This is a genomic window from Pseudomonas sp., assembly GCF_033723075.1.
GTDB lineage: Bacteria > Pseudomonadota > Gammaproteobacteria > Pseudomonadales > Pseudomonadaceae > Aquipseudomonas.
Genome location: NZ_JAWVXU010000007.1, coordinates 213,283 through 233,906 on the forward strand (window position 1 = coordinate 213,283; position 20,624 = coordinate 233,906).

General features: G+C 61.5%; 16 protein-coding genes. 5 read left to right on the plus strand and 11 right to left on the minus strand.

Annotated features, from left to right (window positions below):
- Window positions 1–15: 15 nt before the first annotated feature.
- The 4 genes from R3355_RS10960 to ppsA all read right to left on the minus strand — a co-directional run bounded on the left by R3355_RS10960 (window position 16) and on the right by ppsA (window position 5,334).
- On the minus strand, window positions 16–1,026 hold the full coding sequence (locus tag R3355_RS10960; RefSeq protein WP_318961211.1) for a zinc transporter ZntB: 1,011 nt from the start codon (window positions 1,024–1,026) through the stop codon (window positions 16–18).
- A 3-nt stretch (window positions 1,027–1,029) separates the two neighbouring features.
- On the minus strand, window positions 1,030–1,518 hold the full coding sequence (gene rraA / locus R3355_RS10965; RefSeq protein WP_318961212.1) for a ribonuclease E activity regulator RraA: 489 nt from the start codon (window positions 1,516–1,518) through the stop codon (window positions 1,030–1,032).
- A gap of 229 nt (window positions 1,519–1,747) precedes the next feature.
- Complete coding sequence (locus tag R3355_RS10970) at window positions 1,748–2,758, minus strand: alpha/beta fold hydrolase (RefSeq protein ID WP_318961213.1); 1,011 nt, start codon at window positions 2,756–2,758, stop codon at window positions 1,748–1,750.
- 203 nt (window positions 2,759–2,961) lie between these two features.
- Window positions 2,962–5,334: a phosphoenolpyruvate synthase gene (gene ppsA / locus R3355_RS10975; RefSeq protein WP_318947373.1), complete on the minus strand. Its 2,373-nt coding sequence runs from the start codon at window positions 5,332–5,334 to the stop codon at window positions 2,962–2,964.
- 177 nt (window positions 5,335–5,511) lie between these two features.
- Here ppsA and R3355_RS10980 point away from each other — a divergent pair, with 177 nt between their 5' ends.
- The gene (locus tag R3355_RS10980; RefSeq protein WP_318961242.1) at window positions 5,512–6,330 is read left to right on the plus strand and encodes a pyruvate, water dikinase regulatory protein; all 819 of its coding nucleotides are present in this window, start codon (window positions 5,512–5,514) and stop codon (window positions 6,328–6,330) included.
- A 109-nt stretch (window positions 6,331–6,439) separates the two neighbouring features.
- On the opposite strand, the gene prpD is transcribed toward R3355_RS10980, so the two are convergent.
- The 6 genes from prpD to R3355_RS11010 all read right to left on the minus strand — a co-directional run bounded on the left by prpD (window position 6,440) and on the right by R3355_RS11010 (window position 14,851).
- A complete protein-coding gene (gene prpD / locus R3355_RS10985) occupies window positions 6,440–7,924 on the minus strand; it encodes a 2-methylcitrate dehydratase (RefSeq protein ID WP_318961214.1) in 1,485 nt (494 codons plus the stop codon).
- Between the two features lie 154 nt (window positions 7,925–8,078).
- Window positions 8,079–9,278 carry a 2-methylaconitate cis-trans isomerase PrpF gene (gene prpF, locus R3355_RS10990; protein ID WP_318961215.1) on the minus strand — a complete coding sequence of 400 codons (1,200 nt, stop codon included), beginning with the start codon at window positions 9,276–9,278 and terminating at the stop codon, window positions 8,079–8,081.
- A gap of 101 nt (window positions 9,279–9,379) precedes the next feature.
- Complete coding sequence (acnD, locus tag R3355_RS10995; protein ID WP_318961216.1) at window positions 9,380–11,983, minus strand: Fe/S-dependent 2-methylisocitrate dehydratase AcnD; 2,604 nt, start codon at window positions 11,981–11,983, stop codon at window positions 9,380–9,382.
- Window position 11,984: 1 nt separating this feature from the next.
- Window positions 11,985–13,148: a 2-methylcitrate synthase gene (gene prpC / locus R3355_RS11000; protein ID WP_318961217.1), complete on the minus strand. Its 1,164-nt coding sequence runs from the start codon at window positions 13,146–13,148 to the stop codon at window positions 11,985–11,987.
- A 72-nt stretch (window positions 13,149–13,220) separates the two neighbouring features.
- A complete protein-coding gene (gene prpB, locus R3355_RS11005; RefSeq protein WP_318961218.1) occupies window positions 13,221–14,117 on the minus strand; it encodes a methylisocitrate lyase in 897 nt (298 codons plus the stop codon).
- The gene (locus R3355_RS11010; RefSeq protein ID WP_318961219.1) at window positions 14,114–14,851 is read right to left on the minus strand and encodes a GntR family transcriptional regulator; all 738 of its coding nucleotides are present in this window, start codon (window positions 14,849–14,851) and stop codon (window positions 14,114–14,116) included. The genes prpB and R3355_RS11010 overlap by 4 nt, the downstream gene beginning before the upstream one ends.
- Window positions 14,852–15,154: 303 nt before the next feature.
- On the opposite strand from R3355_RS11010, the gene R3355_RS11015 reads away from it, so the two are divergent.
- The 4 genes from R3355_RS11015 to pabB all read left to right on the plus strand — a co-directional run bounded on the left by R3355_RS11015 (window position 15,155) and on the right by pabB (window position 19,868).
- A complete protein-coding gene (locus R3355_RS11015) occupies window positions 15,155–15,706 on the plus strand; it encodes an ATP-dependent zinc protease (RefSeq protein WP_318961220.1) in 552 nt (183 codons plus the stop codon).
- 5 nt (window positions 15,707–15,711) lie between these two features.
- Complete coding sequence (locus R3355_RS11020) at window positions 15,712–17,238, plus strand: inactive transglutaminase family protein (protein ID WP_318961221.1); 1,527 nt, start codon at window positions 15,712–15,714, stop codon at window positions 17,236–17,238.
- Between the two features lie 3 nt (window positions 17,239–17,241).
- Window positions 17,242–18,228 (plus strand): alpha-L-glutamate ligase-like protein, encoded by a 987-nt coding sequence (locus R3355_RS11025; protein WP_318961222.1) that lies wholly within the window; start codon window positions 17,242–17,244, stop codon window positions 18,226–18,228.
- Between the two features lie 296 nt (window positions 18,229–18,524).
- Window positions 18,525–19,868, plus strand: a complete 1,344-nt coding sequence (gene pabB, locus R3355_RS11030) for an aminodeoxychorismate synthase component I (RefSeq protein ID WP_318961223.1) — start codon at window positions 18,525–18,527, stop codon at window positions 19,866–19,868.
- 80 nt (window positions 19,869–19,948) lie between these two features.
- On the opposite strand, the gene thrH is transcribed toward pabB, so the two are convergent.
- Window positions 19,949–20,566: a bifunctional phosphoserine phosphatase/homoserine phosphotransferase ThrH gene (thrH, locus tag R3355_RS11035; protein WP_318961224.1), complete on the minus strand. Its 618-nt coding sequence runs from the start codon at window positions 20,564–20,566 to the stop codon at window positions 19,949–19,951.
- Between the last annotated feature and the right edge of the window lie 58 nt (window positions 20,567–20,624).

Consider the following 20,624-nt stretch of genomic DNA (forward strand, 5'->3'; position numbering starts at 1 on the left):
TCTGGGCAAGTCACATCAGGCCCAGCGCAAACGGCGCAGCAACCACCACTGACCAAGGCCGACCACCAGCATGATCAAGCAGGCGATAAGGAAGCCATAGGCGTTCTCAGCGCCGGGTATGCCGCCGACATTGATGCCCAGCAGCCCCGTGAGAAAGCTCATAGGCAGAAACACCCCGGTAATGATGGCGAAGCGATACATGATGCGGCTCATCCGCTGATCCATGCGCCGGTTTTCCGCCTCCAGCAGCAGGCTGACCCGCTCACGACTGAGCTCCAGCTCTTCCAGATAGCGGGTCAGACGGTTGTGCAACTCGTTCCAATAGCCTGGGTCATCGGCCAGGAACCAGGGCTGCTGCTTGCGTGTCAGCTGTGCGTAGATTTCACTCTGTGGCGCGAGAAAGCGGCGCAGGCCGGCAGCGCGCCGCCGCACTTGTAGCAGCTGTGCGTGATCCGGCACTGCGTGCTCATCGGCATCGACCAGCTCTTCCTGCTCGTCGACCCGCTCGGACAACTCGGCCACCAGGGCATCGACCTTGTCGGTCAGGTAATCCGCGAGGATCAGGATCAGCTCCGACGAGGTTTTCGGCCCACGACCAGCGGCGAGGTCGGCGATCAGGTTCTCGGTTGCGCGCAATGGGCGCAGGCGCAAGGAAATAATCCGCCGCGCCGCGGCGAAGATGCGCACGGACACCATGTCCTCCGGCTCCGCGCCAGGGTTGAGATTGATCCCGCGGAGAAACAGCAACAGCGCTTCATCCGGCAGGGTCAGCAGGCGCGGCCGGGTATTTTCTTCCAGCAGCAAATCGCAGGCGAATTCGCTCAAGCCGCTTTCGCGGCGCAGCCAACGCTGGGTCTGCGGGTGACTGCGGTCCCAGTGCAACCACAGACTTTCCTGCTCGGCCAGCTCGAGGCCGGCCAACTGCCCTTGAGCGATCGCACGCGCACCGCCTGCGCCATCCAGGACAAAAGCATGCACCAGGCCCCATTGCGTGTTGTCTTGCTCGAGCGTGCCTACTTCTGGCATTACTTATTCCGGCATTTTCAGGGCAGTGGGCGCAATGATGATGCCGTTGTTATCAGCATACAGGTACTCGCCGGGACGGAAAGTCACACCACCGAAGGTCACCGCCACATTGAGATCGCCGATGCCGCGCTTGTCGGTCTTCATCGGATGACTGGCCAAGGCTTGTATACCGAGGTCGGTCTGCGCCAGGACATCCACATCGCGCACGCAGCCATAGACCACCAGACCTTCCCAGCCATTCTTCGCGGCTTTTTCCGCAAGCATGTCGCCAAGCAGGGCGCGGCGCATGGAGGCGCCACCGTCGACCACCATCACCTTGCCCTTGCCTGGCTGCTCGACCTGCTCCTTGACCAGCGAGTTGTCTTCAAAGCACTTGATGGTGACGATCTCGCCACCGAAGGAATCGCGGCCGCCGAAATTGCTGAACATCGGCTCGACAACCTGCACCAGCTCCGGGTAGGCGTCGCACAAATCGGGGGTGATGTAATGCATGGGGAAACTCCTGGATAACTGGACATTGAAAATCAGTCTTCACGAATCGATGCCGGGACACTCAGCACATAGGTCACGAGCAGTGGTACCAGCACAGCACCTGACTTATGACAGTGGCCCTGTGCAAGGGTGCCCAGGGGTGGACAGTGATCCTCCAGAGCCACGAACATCGCAACTGTGCCAGGCACAGACCACCGCTACGCAACCACTTGGCAGCATATTAGCGGTATCACAGCGCTGGAGGAACGCCCTCACCTCGCTCAACCGCGGCTCTTGCGGCCGACCCCGCGACACCCCGGGCCTTCTCCAGCCAGCGCTGCACCAGTGGCCACACCTCACGCTGCGCTTCTTTGCTGACCAGCATCTCGACATGACCGAAATCGCTGGCGAAACCCTTTTCCTTGCCCAGACAAAGAAACTCGCTGAGCGGTGAGTCGAACTGTTCGAGCAGCTTGCGGCAGGCCCAGGGTGGATCCTGCCGGTCCCCCGTTGCCGCTACCGCCAACACCGGAACCCGCACCTCGGCCAGACCAGCCCACCAATCGCGCTCGGCGTCGCCGAAGCGACCAAACAGGCCATGCCAGCGCATGCTCTCCAGGGCCAGACCGATTGGTTCATCTTCCGGCCCACGCTTGAGCCGCGAGCCAGAAATCACCGAAAACCGTTTGAGCAGCAGGCGTCCGCCCCACTCCACCGGCGGCACTTTCAACGGCCAATAGGTGCGACTGATCTGGCTGCCGAATAACGCCACCGACGCCACTCGATCCTGGTCCAGGTAGTGCCCGCCTAGCGCCCCGGCAAGGGTGATCCCCCCTAGCGAATGGCCGATCCAATGGGCCGCTTGCGGGTTCTGTTCGTGGACGAAGTCGGCAATCGCCGGCAAGTCGTAGCGCACGTAATCGCTGACGCGGTTGTGCCTGTAGCCCTGGTTGCGCGGTGACAGCCCATGCCCGCGCATTTCGGCGATCCACACATCGAAGCCGGCACGCGCCAGGTAAGGACCGAGGCCAAGCCCCTTGGGCGAATACCAGAAACGCCGATTGGAAAAACTGCCGTGCAACAAGATCACCGGCACGCCGCGCTCAACCGCATGCCCGGCCATGCCCAAACGGGTGAGGGCCAGCCCGACGCTGGCGTCAGGACTGTTGCCGGGCTTGAGGCGATAAACATCCTCGCTCAAGTCGTCACGTAGTTCCGCGCTGATCAAGGCCACGGGAAAAAGCTCACTGCTGCTTTGCATCTTCTTCGCTCTGGTACAAAAAATTGCCGGGAGCAATTTTTCACGTCGCTGGCGACGGCCTGTAGGGTGGCCAGGGATGGCAGACCACAAAAACGCCAGGAGCGTTTTTGCGCGCAAGCCCCGGAGGGGTTAAGCACATGGATGTGCTGAACACAAAAAAGGGCAGGATAATCCTGCCCTTGAATCAAAAAGTTAACGGCAGATCAGGCTGGCGGACTTTCCGCCAGGAAGAACCAGGTATCCAACACCGAATCCGGATTCAGCGACACACTTTCGATGCCCTGTTCCATCAGCCAGCGCGCCAGATCCGGATGATCCGAGGGCCCCTGACCGCAGATGCCGATGTACTTGCCGGCCTTGTTACAGGCCTGAATGGCATTGGACAGCAGCTTCTTGACTGCTGGATTACGCTCGTCGAACAGGTGCGCAACGATGCCGGAATCACGATCCAGGCCCAAGGTCAGCTGGGTCAGGTCGTTGGAGCCAATCGAGAAGCCGTCGAAGAACTCGAGGAACTCTTCAGCCAGAATTGCGTTGGATGGCAATTCACACATCATGATGATGCGCAAGCCGTTCTCGCCGCGCTTGAGGCCGTTACTGGCCAGCAGGTCGATGACCTGACTGGCTTCGCCGATGGTGCGCACGAAAGGCACCATGATCTCGACGTTGGTCAGGCCCATCTCATTGCGCACCTTCTTCATCGCCCGGCATTCCAGCTCGAAGCAATCGCGGAAGGATTCGCTGATGTAGCGCGAGGCGCCACGGAAGCCGAGCATCGGGTTCTCTTCTTCCGGCTCGTAGAGCTTGCCGCCGATCAGGTTGGCGTATTCGTTGGACTTGAAGTCGGACAGACGCACGATAACCTTCTTCGGCCAGAAGGCTGCCGCCAGGGTGCTAATGCCCTCGACCAGCTTCTCGACGTAGAAATTGACCGGGTCGTCGTAACCGGCGATACGCTTCTCGACGCTGTCCTTGATCTCCGGCGGCAGGCCAGCGAAGTTCAACAACGCTTTTGGATGCACGCCGATCATGCGGTTGATGATGAATTCCAGACGCGCCAGACCTACACCAGCGTTCGGCAACTGGGCGAAATCGAAGGCGCGATCGGGGTTGCCGACGTTCATCATGATCTTGAACGGCAGGTCGGGCATGGCATCCACGGAGTTTGTGCGGACATCAAAGCCCAGTTCGCCCTCGAAGATGAAGCCGGTGTCGCCCTCGGCGCAGGACACAGTCACACCCTGGCCATCTTTCAGCACATGGGTGGCATTGCCACACCCAACCACGGCCGGAACACCCAGCTCACGAGCGATGATCGCCGCATGGCAGGTGCGCCCGCCCCGATTGGTAACGATGGCGCTGGCGCGCTTCATGACCGGTTCCCAGTCCGGGTCGGTCATGTCGGAAACCAGCACGTCGCCTGGCTGTACCTTGTCCATTTCGGAGATGTCGTTGATTACCCGCACTTTGCCTGCGCCGATCTTCTGGCCGATCGCTCGACCCTCGACCAGAACGGTGCCGGTTTCCTTGAGCAGGTAGCGCTCCATCACATTGACATTGGTGCGGCTTCTAACGGTTTCCGGGCGGGCCTGGACGATATACAGCTTGCCGTCATCACCGTCTTTGGCCCATTCGATATCCATCGGACGACCGTAGTGTTTCTCGATGATCATGGCCTGTTTGGCCAGCTCGCTGACCTCGGCATCGGTCAGACAGAAGCGCGCGCGATCGGCACGGTCGACATCGACCACCTTGACTGATTTACCAGCCTTGGCTTCGTCGCCGTAGATCATCTTGATCGCCTTGCTGCCCAGGTTGCGGCGCAGGATCGCCGGACGTCCGGCTTCAAGGGTCTGCTTGTGCACATAGAATTCGTCGGGATTGACCGCGCCCTGCACCACGGTTTCACCAAGGCCGTAAGCGCCAGTGATGAACACCACATCGCGAAAGCCCGACTCGGTGTCCAGCGTGAACATGACCCCGGCGGTGCCGGTTTCCGAACGCACCATGCGCTGCACACCGGCAGACAGGGCCACCAGCTTGTGATCGAAGCCCTGATGCACGCGGTAGGAGATGGCGCGGTCGTTGAACAGCGAGGCGAACACTTCCTTGGCTGCACGGATCACGTTGTCCACGCCGCGAATGTTCAAGAAGGTTTCTTGCTGGCCGGCGAAGGAGGCATCCGGCAGATCTTCGGCGGTGGCCGAGGAGCGCACGGCTACGGCCATATGCTCATTGCCGTCAGCCATGGCGGCGAAGGCGGTGCGAATTTGCGCATCCAGTTCGGCCGGGAAAGTTGCGTCCATCACCCATTGACGGATCTGCGCACCGGTCTTGGCCAGAGCATTGACATCGTCGACGTCGAGGGCATCCAGCGCCGCGTGGATCTGCTCATTCAGGCCGCTCAGCTCGAGAAAGTCGCGGTAGGCCAGGGCGGTAGTGGCGAAACCACCGGGAACCGATACTCCGGCGCCGGCAAGGTTGCTGATCATCTCGCCCAGGGAGGCGTTCTTGCCCCCTACGTGCTCAACATCGTGATTGCCGAGCTTATCGAGGGAAACTACGTACTCTACCAAGGTGATCTCTCCACTAAAGTGTTGGAAAAGCTCAAGGGGCTGGGAAATTCGGCGGAGCATGTCCGCACGATTGTGGCCGGGCCCTGGAAAATAAGTAACAATGCAAGCCACTTCCGGCCTGCAAAAACGGGCCTATGATAGCCAAGAATCGTCCTCAGCTTAAGGCCCATGGCGCAAATGAAACGAACCGCATTTTTCATCTCCGACGGCACAGGCATCACGGCCGAAACCCTGGGTCAGAGCTTATTGGCGCAGTTCGAAACCATCGACTTCACCAAACTCACGCGACCCTACATCGACAGCGTGGAAAAAGCGCGCGCAATGGTACAACAAATCAACACTGCTGCCGAGAATGACGATGCGCGACCAGTCATCTTCGACACCATCGTCAACCAGGAAATCCGCGAGGTTCTTGCCGAGTCCGACGGCTTCATGATCGACATCTTCTCGAGCTTCCTCGCTCCCCTGGAGCAGGAACTGAGCTCGCATTCCTCCTACTCGGTCGGCAAGTCCCACTCCATCGGGCACAACTCCAATTACATGGAGCGGATCGAGGCAGTGAACTTCGCCCTGGACAACGACGACGGCGCCCGCACGCACTATTACGACAAGGCTGACCTGATCCTGGTCGGCGTTTCCCGCTGCGGCAAAACACCCACTTGCCTGTATATGGCAATGCAATACGGAATTCGTGCCGCAAATTACCCATTGACCGAAGATGACATGGAACGCCTGCAGCTGCCTGCCGTACTGAAAAAGCACAGGGACAAGCTGTTCGGCCTGACCATCGACCCCGATCGCCTGACCGCCATTCGCCATGAACGCAAGCCCAACAGCCGCTACGCCAGTTTCGCTCAATGCGAGTTCGAGGTGCGCGAAGTGGAAAACCTGTTCCGCCGCGAAAACATCAACTTCATCAATTCCACCTATTTTTCTGTGGAAGAGATTTCCGCCAAAATCCTGGTGGAAAAAGGCGTTGAACGCCGCCTGAAATAGATGGGGAGACCGCCCAGGTCGGGCTGCGTAGGTGATACCCCATCAATCCAGGTGCTGGATCATCACCGGCATGGCCCGCCCATCTTCCAGCCTGAAACCGCTTTACCTGCTAGATCACAAACAAGTCCATGAAACGCTGCACCGGCGTGGCCTCAAGCGCCGCCTGATCCTTGCACAGTGCGAAAATCTGCGCGCTGCGTCGAGCGCTGAAACGGGTTGCCAGGTTGGCCTTGAACTTGTCTTCCAGCAGCGGGATGCTCTCGGCGCGACGACGGCGGTGGCCGAGCGGATACTCGACCTCGACCTTCTCGGTGCTGCTGCCATCCTTGAAGAACACCTGCACGGCGTTGGCGATCGAACGCTTGTCGGCTTCCAGGTATTCGCGGCTGTAGCGCGGATCCTCGACGATTTCCATCTTCCCGCGCAGCTCGTCGATGATCGGGTTGGCGGCGTGGAAGTCGTCCTCGTAGTGTTCGGCCACCAGGTTGCCGAAGGCCAGCGGCACGGCGGTCATGTACTGGAGGCAGTGGTCGCGGTCGGCCGGGTTGGCCAGCTGGCCGACCTTGGAGATGATGCGGATCGCCGACTCGTGGGTGCTGATGACGATCCTGGCGATCTGCTGCAGGCGATCCCTGACCTGCGGATGCAGGGTCACCGCCGCTTCGCAGGCGGTCTGCGCATGAAACTCGGCCGGGAAGCTGATCTTGAACAGCACGTTTTCCATCACGTAGCTGGCGAAGCCCTGGGGAAAACTGAACTGGCGCGCCTCGACCGGCTTCAGCGCCAGGTCGTTGTTGCTGTGACTGAACAGCACGTCGTAGAAGCCCCACTGCGGTGCACTCAGCGCACCAGGGATGCCCATCTCGCCGCGCATGGCGATATCGGCCAGGCGCACGCCGCGACTGCTGGCATCGCCCGCCGCCCAGGACTTGCGGCTGCCGGCGTTCGGCGCATGACGGTAGGTACGCAGCGCCTGGCCGTCGACGAAGACCTGGGAGACAGCCGACAGCAGTTGCTCGCGGTCCGCGCCCATCAGTCTGGCGCAAACGGCGGTCGAGGCCAGCTTGACCAGCAGCACGTGATCCAGGCCGACCCGGTTGAAGGAGTTTTCCAGTGCGAACACGCCCTGGATCTCGTGAGCCATGATCATCGCGTCCAGTACCGCACGCATGCTCAGCGGCGCCTCGCCCTGAGACACGCGCTGCTGCGACAGGTGGTCGGCCACGGCGAGAATACCGCCGAGGTTGTCCGACGGATGACCCCACTCGGCCGCCAGCCAGGTGTCGTTGTAGTCCAGCCAACGCACGATACAACCGATATCCCAGGCCGCCTTGACCGGATCCAGGCGAAAACTGGTGCCCGGCACGCGCGCACCGTGCGGCACCAGGGTACCCTCGACGAGCGGACCGAGGTGCTTGGTGCACTCGGGAAAGCGCAGCGCCAGCAAACCGCAGCCGAGGGTGTCCATCAGGCAGTTGCGCGCGGTATTCAGGGCTTCGACGGACTCGATCTGGTAGCTCAGGACATAGTCGGCGACGTCCTGGATCACCTGGTCGTAGTCGGGGCGACTGTTGGGATCGGCGTTGCGGCTCATGTTTCGATCTCCCAGGTAGGTGTTAAGGAGTACACACGTTGTAGGAGCGGGGGGCGCCTAGTTCCACGCCCGCGAATCGCGCGCATGGCAAGCTCCTACAGTAGAGCCCCGCAGGGACATGACGTTCCGCTGTCATTTCCCCGCGGAGCACACCTCAGAACGCATCGCCGGGTACGCGCACCCAGCCTTCCATCAGTACGCGGGCGCTGCGGCTCATGATCGCCTTGACCACCGTCCACTCACCGTTGACCAGACTGGTTTGCGCACCAACCCGCAGGGTGCCCGAGGGGTGACCGAAGCGCACCGCGCTGCGCGCACCGCCGCCAGCCGCAAGATTCACCAGGGTGCCCGGAATAGCTGCAGCGGTACCGATGGCGACTGCGCAGGTGCCCATCATGGCGTGATGCAGCTTGCCCATGGACAACGCGCGCACCAACAAGTCGACCTCGCCGGCGCTGATGGTCTTGCCGCTGGAGGCGACGTAGTCCTTGGGTCCCGCGACGAAGGCGATCTTCGGCGTGTGCTGACGCTTGGCCGCCTCTTCCGGCGTCTTGATCAGCCCCATGCGCAGGGCTGCGGCGATGCGGATCTGCTCGAACTTCTCCAGCGCCTTGGCATCCGTGTTGATCGCCTCGCGCAGTTCGGTGCCGGTGTAGCCGATGTCCTCGGCATTGACGAACACGGTCGGGATGCCGGCGTTGATCATGGTCGCCTTGAGCGTGCCGCCCTTTACAATATCAGCGGGCACCTCGAGGTCGTCGACCAGGCTGCCGGTGGGGAACATCGAGCCACCCTCACCCGCGTCATCGGAGGGGTCGATGAATTCCAGCACGATCTCGGCCGCCGGAAAGGTCACGCCATCCAGCTCGAAGTCACCGGTTTCCTGTACCTGGCCGTCGGTCACCGGCACATGGGCGATGATGGTTTTCTTGATGTTGGCCTGCCAGATACGCACCACACAGGTGCCGTTCTGCGGGACGCGCGACGGATCGATCAGGCCGGCGTGGATCGCAAACGCGCCAGCGGCGGTGGACAGGTTGCCGCAGTTGCCGGACCAATCCACGAAGGCCGAGTCGATCGAGACCTGGCCATAGAGGTAGTCCACGTCATGTTCGGGCACGCTGCTCTTGGCCAGGATCACGCACTTGCTGGTACTGGAGGTGGCGCTGCCCATGCCGTCGATGTGCGCTGCATAGGGGTCCGGGCTGCCGATCACCCGCATGAACAGCTTGTCGCGCGCCTCGCCCGGCACCTGGCAGCGCTCGGGTAGGTCCTGCAGGCGAAAAAACACGCCTTTGCTGGTGCCGCCACGGATGTAGGTGGCCGGCACTTTGATCTGGGGTACATGAGACATGAAATAACTCCTCAAGCTGAATGCGGACGGCCATTTGCTCATCGACCCGGGGCGGAGGCCGCACCGGGTCGATGGCAGGACCAGGACAAGACAGTTACCTGTCAGGCCGTGGTCGCTTCGAGGAAGTCCTGGGCAAAACGCTGCAGCACACCGCCGGCCTGGTAAACCGAAACTTCCTCGTCGCTGTCCAGCCGGCAGGTCATCGGCACCTCGACACGCTCACCATTCTTACGATGGATGACCAGGGTCAGATCGGCGCGCGGCTTGAGTTCCCCCACCACGTCGTAGGTCTCGCTGCCATCGATGCCCAGAGTCAGGCGGGTGGTGCCCGGCTTGAACTCCAGCGGCAGTACGCCCATGCCGAGCAGGTTGGTGCGGTGGATGCGCTCGAAGCCTTCGGCAGCGATGGCTTCCACGCCGGCCAGACGCACGCCCTTGGCGGCCCAGTCCCGCGAGGAACCCTGGCCGTAATCGGCACCGGCAACGATGATCAGCGGTTGCTTGCGCTCCATGTAGGTCTCGATGGCTTCCCACATGCGGGTCACCTGGCCTTCCGGCTCGATGCGGGTCAGCGAACCCTTCTGCACCTGACCACCGACCACGGCCATCTCGTTGACCAGCTGTGGGTTGGCGAAGGTGGCGCGCTGCGCGGTCAAATGGTCACCCCTATGAGTCGCGTAGGAGTTGAAGTCCTCTTCCGGCAGACCCATCTTGTGCAAGTACTCACCGGCAGCGCTGTCGAGCATGATGGCGTTGGACGGCGACAGGTGGTCGGTGGTGATGTTGTCCGGCAGCACCGCCAGCGGACGCATGCCCTTGAGCGTACGCTCGCCGGCCAGCGCGCCTTCCCAGTACGGCGGACGGCGGATGTAGGTAGACATCGGCCGCCAGTCGTACAACGGGGCGACCTTCGGCCCGGTGTCTTCCTCAATGGCGAACATCGGGATGTAGACCTGGCGGAACTGCTCCGGTTTGACCGCAGCCTTGACCACGGCATTGATTTCCTCGTCGCTCGGCCAGATATCCTTCAGGCGGATTTCCTTGCCATCGACCACCGCCAGCACATCCTTCTCTATATCGAAGCGCATGGTGCCGGCGATGGCATAGGCCACCACCAGCGGCGGCGAGGCCAGGAACGCCTGCTTGGCATAGGGGTGGATACGCCCGTCGAAGTTGCGGTTACCCGACAACACGGCGGTGGCGTACAGGTCGCGGTCGATGATTTCCTGCTGAATCTTCGGGTCCAGCGCGCCGGACATGCCGTTGCAGGTGGTGCAGGCGAAGGCCACTACACCGAAGCCGAGGGCCTCCAACTCCTTGGTCAGACCCGCCTCGTCCAGATACATGGACACGGTCTTGGAGCCGGGCGCCAGCGAGGACTTCACCCAGGGCTTGCGGGTCAGACCGAGCCTGTTGGCGTTGCGGGCCAACAGGCCGGCGGCAATCACGTTGCGCGGGTTGCTGGTGTTGGTGCAGCTGGTGATGGCCGCGATGATCACGGCGCCATCCGGCATCAGGCCCTGTGCTTCTTCGGCACGCGCCTTGTCCAGATCGACGGCAATCCCGCGCGCCGCCAGATCGGCAACCGGCAGGCGACGGTGCGGGTTGCTCGGACCGGCCAGGGTGCGCACGACGCTGGACAGGTCGAACCTGAGCACACGCTCATACTCGGCATTGACCAGACTGTCAGCCCACAGGCCGGTGGTCTTGGCATACAGCTCGACCAGCTTGACCTGCTCGTCGTCACGCCCGGTCAGCGTGAGGTACTCGATGGTCTGCTGGTCGATGGCGAACATCGCCGCGGTGGCGCCGTATTCCGGCGCCATGTTGGAAATGGTCGCGCGGTCGCCCAGAGTCAGCGCGGCAGCGCCTTCACCGTAGAACTCGAGCCAGGCACCGACGACTTTTTCCTTGCGCAGGAACTCGGTCAGCGACAGCACCACGTCGGTGGCGGTAATGCCCGGCGCAGGCCGGCCGGAAAGCTCCACTCCGATGATATCGGGCAGGCGCATCCAGGACGCACGGCCGAGCATGACGTTCTCGGCTTCCAGGCCACCAACGCCGACGGCGATCACGCCCAGGGCATCGACGTGGGGGGTATGGCTATCGGTACCGACGCAGGTGTCCGGGAAGGCCACGCCCTCGCGCACCTGGATCACCGGCGACATCTTCTCCAGGTTGATCTGGTGCATGATGCCGTTGCCCGGCGGGATCACGTCGACGTTCTTGAACGCCTGCTTGGTCCAGTTGATGAAGTGGAAGCGGTCTTCGTTGCGACGATCTTCGATGGCGCGATTCTTCTCGAACGCCTGCGGATCAAAACCGCCGCACTCCACCGCCAGCGAGTGGTCGACGATCAGCTGCACCGGCACCACCGGGTTGACCTGGGCCGGGTCACCACCCTGGTCGGCGATGGCGTCACGCAGGCCGGCCAGGTCGACCAGCGCGGTCTGGCCGAGGATGTCATGACAGACCACGCGGGCCGGATACCAGGGAAAATCCAGGTCGCGCTTGCGCTCGATAAACTGGCTCAGCGATGCCGTCAGTACGGCAGGGTCGCAACGCCGCACCAGGTTTTCCGCCAGTACGCGCGAGCTGTAGGGCAGCTTGTCGTAGGCACCCGGCTGGATCGCATCGACTGCGGCACGGGTATCGAAGTAGTCCAGCGCTGTGCCGGGCAGGGACTTGCGGTATTGGCTGTTCATCTTATGGGCGATCCTTGAGCGGCACGAACTTGAGGTCTTCGGGACCGACGTAGTTGGCGCTCGGGCGAATGATCTTGCCGTCGATGCGCTGCTCGATGACGTGGCTGGACCAGCCCGAGGTCCGTGCAATCACGAACAGCGGGGTGAACATGGCGGTCGGCACGCCCATCATGTGATAGCTGACCGCGCTGAACCAATCGAGGTTGGGGAACATCTTCTTGATTTCCCACATGGTCGATTCCAGACGCTCGGCGATGTCGTACATCTTCATGTTGCCCTGCTCGGTGGAGAGTTCGCGGGCGACTTCCTTGATCACCTTGTTACGCGGGTCGCTCACCGTGTAGACCGGGTGGCCGAAACCGATCACCACTTCCTTCTTCTCGACCCGGGCACGGATATCGGCCTCGGCCTCATCCGGGTTGTCGTAGCGCTTCTGGATCTCGAAGGCGACCTCGTTGGCCCCCCCATGCTTGGGCCCGCGCAGCGCGCCGATGCCACCGGCAATGGCGGAAAACATGTCCGAACCGGTGCCGGCGATCACCCGCGAGGCAAAGGTCGAAGCATTGAATTCGTGCTCGGCATAGAGGATCAGCGAGCAGTGCATAGCACGCACCCAGGACTCACGCGGCGTCTCGCCATGCAGCAGATGGAGGAAGTGACCGCCAATGGAGTCATCGTCGGTTTCCACCTCGATGCGTTTGCCGTTATGGCTGAAGTGGTACCAGTACAGCAGCATGGAGCCCAGCGAAGCCATCAGCTTGTCGGCGATGTCGCGCGCACCGGGATGATTATGATCGTCCTTCTCCGGCGCCAGGCAGCCGAGCACGGACACACCGGTGCGCATCACATCCATCGGATGGGCGGACGGCGGCAGCTGCTCCAGGGCGGCTTTCAGCGCCGCCGGCAGGCCACGCAGGGCCTTGAGCCTGGCCTTGTAACCCGCCAGCTCGGCGGCGTTGGGCAACTTGCCGTGCACCAGCAGATGAGCGATTTCCTCGAACTCGCAGGTGGTGGCGACATCGAGGATGTCATAGCCGCGGTAGTGCAGGTCGTTACCGCTGCGACCGACGGTACAGAGCGCGGTGTTGCCGGCGGTGGTGCCGCTCAGGGCTACGGATTTCTTCGGTTTGAAGCCTGGGCTGGTGGTTTCTGGGGTCGTGCTCATCACTTGTCTCCTCACATCCGATCCGGTCGGGTAGTTCTTGTTATGTGCAGGCCGCTGCGGTTCGCGCGCCGGTTATTTCTTGGCGGCAAACAGCGCGTCGAGATGCTGCTCGAAGGCGTGGTAGTTGATGCGATCGTAGAGCTCCATGCGGGTCTGCATGGTGTCGATCACATTCTTCTGGGTGCCGTCACGGCGCAGCGCGGTGTAGACGTTTTCGGCCGCCTTGTTCATGGCGCGGAAGGCCGACAGCGGATAGAGCACCAGGGAAACGTCGACCGAGGCCAGCTCGTCGGTGGTGTACAGCGGCGTGGCGCCAAACTCGGTGATGTTGGCCAGGATCGGCGCCTTGAGGCGGTCGGCGAAGGTCTTGTACATCGCCAGCTCGGTGATCGCCTCGGGGAAGATCATGTCGGCGCCGGCCTCGATGCAGGCCTCTGCCCGATCCAGTGCCGAGTTCAGTCCTTCGACCGCCAGCGCATCGGTGCGCGCCATGATCACGAAGCTGTCGTCGGTGCGCGCATCCACCGCGGCCTTGATCCGGTCGACCATCTCTTGCAGCGTGACGATTTCTTTATTGGGTCGATGACCGCAGCGCTTGGCGCCGACCTGATCTTCGATGTGGATCGCCGCGGCGCCGAACTTGATCATCGACTTGACGGTGCGCGCCACGTTGAAGGCCGAGGAGCCGAAGCCGGTGTCGACATCCACCAGCAGCGGCAGGTCGCAGACGTCGGTGATACGGCGCACGTCGGTGAGTACGTCATCCAGCCCGGTGATACCCAGGTCCGGCAGACCGAGGGAGCCAGCCGCCACGCCGCCACCGGACAGGTAGATCGCCTTGAACCCGGCGCGTTTGGCCAGCAAGGCATGGTTGGCGTTGATCGCGCCGACGACCTGCAGGGGATGTTCTGCGCCAACGGCATCGCGAAAACGCTGGCCGGGACTGCTCTGGCTGGAAAGCTGACTCATGACTCACCTCGGGGTTTGGCTGTCTTGGTTGGCGCGCCCTGCCCCATATTCATGGTGTAGTGGCGCTCGATATTGCGTTTGGACGCACCGATGTGACGGCGCATCAGCAACTCTGCGAGCTCGCCATCGCGCTCGGCGATGGCGTCGAGAATGCGGTGGTGTTCGGCAAACGCCTGACGCGGGCGGTTCGGTGTGGCAGAGAACTGCAGGCGGTACATGCGCACCAGCTGATACAGCTCACCGCAGAGCATCTGCACCAGGGTGCGGTTGCCGCTGCCTTGAATGATCCGGTAGTGGAAATCGAAATCGCCTTCCTGCTGGTAGTAGCCGACGCCCGCCTTGAAGGCCGCATCCTGCTCATGCAGATCAAGCACCCGGCGCAGGTCATCGATTTCCGCCTGGCTCATACGCTCGGCGGCCAGGCGGCAGGCCATGCCCTCCAGCGACTCGCGGATCTCATAGAGTTCGACCAGCTCGGAGTGATCAAGCGACACCACCCGCGCACCCACATGGGGAATGCGCACCAACAGACGCTGACCCTCCAGGCGGTGAATCGCCTCGCGCAGCGGCCCGCGACTGATGCCATAGGTGCGGGCCAGCTCCGGCTCGGAAATTTTGCTGCCCGGCGCGATCTCTCCTTTGACAATGGCCGCCTGAATGCGGCGAAAAACATGCTCGGACAACGTTTCCGAGTCATCTTGAACGATGCGGGGCAACTCAATGGTATCGGGCATATTGTCGACACTGCCATATAGATTTTCCAAAAAATTACCCTGCAGGCGCACATATGTCAAACAATCAAACATTACTGTCGACAATCTATCGAATGAAAAAACGCTCTTATCCGCCCGCTTTTCTCGTATAAACGCCTATAAGCGTCTGTCGCAGCAGCAAAACCCCCGTGCTAGAATGCCACCCACTCGCGCCTGGCCTAGCTTTGCTGCCATGCCCGCTAGAGTTCAAACCAGGCGCAGCGGCCATGCCTCCTCGCCCGCCGGTCTTGTTATTCGACGACCGCGCTATACCTAATAGGACTTATGAGACTCAAGCCCTTCGCCCTGCTGTTCTGCCTGCTGTTACTGCCTGGCCTGGGTCTCGCCGCCGCAGAAAAGGCCGTATACGGTCTGAATGAACACGCCATGCTGTTCAACCTCGGCCTGCAAGTGCCGGCCAAATTGGATACTGGCGCCAAGACAGCGTCCTTGAGCGCGCGCGACATCAAACGGTTCAAGCGCGAGGGGGAACCCTGGGTGCGCTTCTACCTGGCGATCGACGATGCCCATGCCCACCCGATAGAGCGCCCGCTGGCGCGGATCAGCAAGATCAAACGCCGCGCAGGCGACTATGATCCTGAGGAAGAAAAAACCTATACCGCACGCCCGGTAATCGAGCTGGATATTTGCATGGGCCAAGCCCTGCGCACGATCGAAGTGAACTTGACCGACCGTAGTGCATTCCAATACCCGCTATTGATCGGCTCCGACGCGCTAAAACGCTTCAGTGCACTGGTCGACCCAAGTCTTAAATATGCAGCAGGGAAACCTGGCTGTCCCCCTGACGCAAACATTGGCGCCACCCCTAATGAGTAATGCCCATGCGCTCTCTTAACCTGCATCTGAAAGTCCTGATCACACTATTGGTGGGCCTGGGCGTTCTGATTACGGCCTACCAGATCTTCATCCTCGGCATTCCGTTGACCGAAGATGAAACCGATGACCTGTGGAATATCGACGCCAGAGTCGAGTTCCAGGCCAGCCCGCGTGAGCCGGTCAAGCTGCAGATGTTCGTGCCGCCGCTGAACCAGGATTACGTCAGCCTCAACGAGAGCTTCATCTCCAATAATTATGGTGTGAGCATCAACCGCGCCGATGGCAATCGCAAGGTTACCTGGTCTGCCCGGCGCGCCAGCGGCAAGCAAACCCTCTACTACCGCCTGGTCTTGACCAAACGCTACAGCGGCGAACTAGCCAAGAGCGAGGGACCGATCTTCCGCGACAGCATCCCGGTGGAAGGTGCCGAGAAAATTGCCGCCGAGGCCCTGCTCGCACCGATCCGCCAACACTCGGCCGACGTCGAAACTTTTATCAGCGAGACCATCAAACGGGTCAACAACGTCAACGACGACAACGTCAAGCTGCTGCTGGCCGGCGACGCCTCGACACCGAACAAAGCCGATGCCATCGAACTGTTGCTGTCCATTGCCCATGTGCCGATGGAGCGCGTGCACACCGTCCGCCTGGCGGCCGAGATTCAGCAAACGCCTGAACTCTGGCTACGCAGCTTCAACGGTGAAAAATGGCTCTACTTCAATCCGGAGACCGGCCAACAAGGCATGCCGAGCGATCGCCTGGTCTGGTGGATCGGCGATGACAACCTGGTCAACCTCGAAGGCGGCAAGCAAGCTCAAGTCAGCTTCACCCTGAGCAACAGCGAGATGAATGCCATCCGCCTGGCCAAAATGACCGACGAGAACACTGACGCCGACTTCCTCGAGTACTCGATGTACGGCCTGCCGCTCTCTACCCAACAGACCTTCCAGATCATGCTGGTGATCCCGATCGGCGTGCTGGTGATCCTGATCCTGCGCAACCTCGGTGGCCTGCAAACCCTGGGCACCTTCACTCCGGTTCTGATCGCCCTGGCTTTCCGTGAGACCCAACTGGGCTTCGGCATCATCCTGTTCACCATCATTACCGCCCTGGGCCTGTCACTGCGCTCCTACCTCGAACATCTGAAACTGCAGATGCTGCCCCGGCTCTCGGTGGTCCTGACCTTCGTGGTGGTACTGATCGCGGTAATCAGCCTGCTCAGCCACAAGCTCGGCCTGGAGCGCGGCCTCTCGGTGGCATTGTTCCCGATGGTGATTCTGACCATGACCATCGAGCGCCTGTCGATCACCTGGGAAGAACGTGGCGGTGGTCATGCCTTCAAGGTCGCCATTGGCACCCTGGTAGCCGCGACCCTGGCTCACCTGTTGATGAGCGTGCCGCAACTGGTCTACTTCGTATTCACCTTCCCGGCGATATTGATGATCCTGGTGGGCTTCATGCTGGCGATGGGCCGTTACCGCGGCTACCGCCTGACCGAACTTTTCCGCTTCAAAGCCTTCCTGAAGGATTGAGCCATGCTAGGTCTCTGGAAAACATGGAAGGCCCTTGAAGCCAAAGGCATCATGGGCATCAACCGTCGCAATGCGGACTACGTGCTGAAGTACAACAAGCGCAATCTCTACCCGATCGTCGATGACAAGATCATCACCAAGGAACGCGCCATCGCAGCTGGCATTGATGTGCCGGAAATGTATGGCGTGATCGAGACCGAAAAAGGCATCGACAAGCTGCGCGAGATCATTGGCGACCGACCGGACTTCGTGGTCAAGCCAGCGCAAGGCGCTGGCGGTGACGGTATCCTGGTCATCGCCGACCGCTTCGAGGATCGCTATCGAACGGTTTCCGGCAAGATCGTCAGCCATGAGGAAATCGAACACCAGATCTCCAGCATCCTCACCGGTCTGTACTCGCTGGGCGGTCACCGTGACCGCGCACTGATCGAATACCGCGTCACCCCCGACCCCATCTTCAAGAGCATCAGCTATGAAGGTGTGCCGGACATCCGCATCATCGTGCTGAAGGGCTACCCGGTGATGGCCATGCTGCGCTTGCCGACCCGCCAGTCCGGCGGCAAGGCCAACCTGCACCAGGGCGCGATCGGCGTGGGCGTGGACCTGGCAACCGGGGTGACCCTGCGCGGTACCTGGCTGAACAACAAGATCAGCAAACACCCGGACACCACCAATTCGGTAGACGGCGTACAGCTCCCCAACTGGAATGGCTTTATGAAGCTGGCCGCCGGCTGCTATGAACTGTGCGGTCTTGGCTATATCGGCGTGGACATGGTCCTCGATCAGGAGAAAGGCCCGCTGATTCTCGAGCTCAATGCGCGCCCCGGCCTGAATATCCAGATCGCCAACGACTGCGGCCTCACCCACCGCGCCCATGCAGTGGAAGCGCGCCTGGTCGAACTGGAGAAAAAAGGCATAACCGAGACGCCGGAGGAGCGCATGCGCTTCTCCCAGGAGCTGTTTGGCCACGCCCCAAAAGCAGAGATATGAACCAACAGCCTGCAGGGTTTTCACGCTAGCGGCGTTAAGCCAGGCAGGCTGCCCGCAACAATAAACCCGCAATGCTGCTCACTCAGACGAAGTGAGCGGCATTTTTTTGCAGCTGGGCTATGAGCGCCGCAGATGCCGCCTTCCCCCGCGGCGAGCATGCCGCAGCATTTGCAGTGCCGACCCGTGGACAAACAGGTGCCTGGCAACTCTTCTCCGCACCGCGCCCCGACAGAAGCGCTAGGATGAATCTGGCCGGCGTTCTACAATCGCCTGCCGCGCGCCTCTGATAGCCTCGCATGCCTACTTGCCTCGTACACGCCCTGCCCTACCGTGCCGATCCGGCCACCTACTTCAGTGTCGTCGGTCACGCGCCAGGAGCGGTCCTGCTGGATGCCGGCCGCCCGGCAGCCCAGCGTGGACGCTATGACCTGATCAGCGCCTGGCCAACGGCCGAGCTGATCCCCATGCCTGACGAACCCGCCAATGACTTCCTTCAACGCCTGCGCGTCAGTCTGGCGGCGCTGGGCGAGGCCAAAGCACCTGACGACTGTCCACTGCCCTTCGTCGGTGGCTTGATCGGCTACTTGGGCTACGACTTTGGCCGGCGCCTGGAAACCCTGCCCGAACAGGCACGCGACGACCTGGGCTTGGCCGATGCGCAACTAGGCCTGTACGCCTGGGCCCTGATTACCGACCATGAGTTGGGCACTAGCCAGCTGATGTTTCATCCAGCGCTGGCTGATGAACAACAGCAGCGCCTGATTGAGCTGTTCGATGCGCCACAGGCGTCAGCGCCAGAACCATTCAGGCTGGACAGGGCATTCCAGGCAGATATCGACGAAGGCCAGTATCGCCATGCCATCGAACGCATCCAGGCCTATATCCAGGCGGGCGACTGCTATCAGGTGAATTTTGCCCAACGCTTTCGCAGCCACTACCAGGGCGATCCGTGGACGGCTTATCGCGCCTTGCGTGCCGCCTGCCCAACCCCGTTCTCCGGCTATCTGGCCCTGGCGGATAACGGCGCAATCATCAGCCTGTCGCCCGAACGTTTCCTGCGCGTCAGCGAAGGTCAGGTGGAGACCCGTCCGATCAAGGGCACACGCCCACGCCACAGCGACCCCAAGCAGGATGCGGCGCAAGCCGACACGCTCTTGGCCAGCCCCAAGGATCGTGCCGAGAACCTGATGATCGTCGACCTGCTGCGCAACGACCTCGGCCGCAGTTGCACGACTGGCTCGGTGCGCGTGCCGGAACTGTTCGCCCTGGAGAGTTATCCCAACGTGCACCACCTGGTCAGCGCGGTGACCGGCGAGCTGGCACCAGGCAAAGATGCCCTGGACCTGATCGCCGGCAGCTTCCCCGGCGGCTCGATCACCGGCGCGCCGAAAATCCGCGCCATGCAGATCATCGACGAACTGGAACCCACCCGCCGCGCACTCTATTGCGGCTCGCTGCTGTACCTGGACGTGCGTGGCGAGCTGGACAGCTCGATTGCCATCCGCAGCCTACTGGCCAAGGACGGGCAGATCAGTTGCTGGGGCGGCGGCGGCATAGTCGCCGACTCCGACTGGCAGGCGGAATACCAGGAGTCCATCACCAAGGTGAAGGTCTTGCTGGAAACGCTGGAGGGGATGTAGCGGCAAGCCGCAAGCGAGTCGCAGAACGAGGTGGCAACCGCCAAACGCCTGCGCCCTGCCCTTGCAGTTTGCCGCTGAGGTTACAGGCTCAGCTCGCGATTGGACGCCTTGATGAACTCGCGCTTGAGATCATCAAAGGTGTGCACGGCCGGGAACTGCGGGAACTCGCGAATCACGTTTTCCGGCGCATGGAACAGGATGCCCGCATGGGCCTCGCTGAGCATGGTGGTGTCGTTGTACGAGTCACCTGCGGCGAGTACGCGGTAGTAGAGACTCTTGAGCGCGATCACCGATTGACGCTTGGGATCCTTCTGGCGCAACTGGTAGCTCACCACACGATCATTCTCGTCGGTGACCAGCTTGTGGCACAGCAGCGTCGGAAAGCCCAGCTGACGCATCAGCGGCTGGGAGAACTCGTAGAAGGTGTCCGAGAGAATCACCACCTGAAAGCGCTCGCGCAGCCAGTCGACGAACTCCACCGCGCCGTCCAGCGGCTTGAGGGTGGCGATGACTTGCTGGATGTCGTTGAGCTTCAGACCATGCTCATCGAGGATACGCAGGCGCTGCTGCATCAGCACGTCGTAATCCGGAATATCCCGGGTGGTCGCTTTCAGCGATTCGATGCCGGTTTTTTCCGCGAAGGCGATCCAGATCTCCGGGACCAGAACGCCTTCCAGGTCGAGACAAGCGATTTCCACGGGACACTCCTAGATTGGGCTTGAAAGAAGGCGGCACTCTAGCGGCTCGCCGGAGGCG

What these genes read in the sequence shown, in the direction of transcription:
- R3355_RS10960 (WP_318961211.1), bottom strand. Translation starts at nt 1,026, where the DNA reads ATGCCAGAAGTAGGCACGCTCGAGCAAGACAACACGCAATGGGGCCTG.
- R3355_RS11020 (WP_318961221.1), top strand. Translation starts at nt 15,712, where the DNA reads ATGCGCTCTCTTAACCTGCATCTGAAAGTCCTGATCACACTATTGGTG.
- rraA (WP_318961212.1), bottom strand. Translation starts at nt 1,518, where the DNA reads ATGCATTACATCACCCCCGATTTGTGCGACGCCTACCCGGAGCTGGTG.
- prpF (WP_318961215.1), bottom strand. Translation starts at nt 9,278, where the DNA reads ATGTCTCATGTACCCCAGATCAAAGTGCCGGCCACCTACATCCGTGGC.
- prpB (WP_318961218.1), bottom strand. Translation starts at nt 14,117, where the DNA reads ATGAGTCAGCTTTCCAGCCAGAGCAGTCCCGGCCAGCGTTTTCGCGAT.
- R3355_RS10980 (WP_318961242.1), top strand. Translation starts at nt 5,512, where the DNA reads ATGAAACGAACCGCATTTTTCATCTCCGACGGCACAGGCATCACGGCC.
- prpC (WP_318961217.1), bottom strand. Translation starts at nt 13,148, where the DNA reads ATGAGCACGACCCCAGAAACCACCAGCCCAGGCTTCAAACCGAAGAAA.
- prpD (WP_318961214.1), bottom strand. Translation starts at nt 7,924, where the DNA reads ATGAGCCGCAACGCCGATCCCAACAGTCGCCCCGACTACGACCAGGTG.
- R3355_RS10970 (WP_318961213.1), bottom strand. Translation starts at nt 2,758, where the DNA reads ATGCAAAGCAGCAGTGAGCTTTTTCCCGTGGCCTTGATCAGCGCGGAA.
- acnD (WP_318961216.1), bottom strand. Translation starts at nt 11,983, where the DNA reads ATGAACAGCCAATACCGCAAGTCCCTGCCCGGCACAGCGCTGGACTAC.
- R3355_RS11010 (WP_318961219.1), bottom strand. Translation starts at nt 14,851, where the DNA reads ATGCCCGATACCATTGAGTTGCCCCGCATCGTTCAAGATGACTCGGAA.
- pabB (WP_318961223.1), top strand. Translation starts at nt 18,525, where the DNA reads ATGCCTACTTGCCTCGTACACGCCCTGCCCTACCGTGCCGATCCGGCC.
- R3355_RS11015 (WP_318961220.1), top strand. Translation starts at nt 15,155, where the DNA reads ATGAGACTCAAGCCCTTCGCCCTGCTGTTCTGCCTGCTGTTACTGCCT.
- R3355_RS11025 (WP_318961222.1), top strand. Translation starts at nt 17,242, where the DNA reads ATGCTAGGTCTCTGGAAAACATGGAAGGCCCTTGAAGCCAAAGGCATC.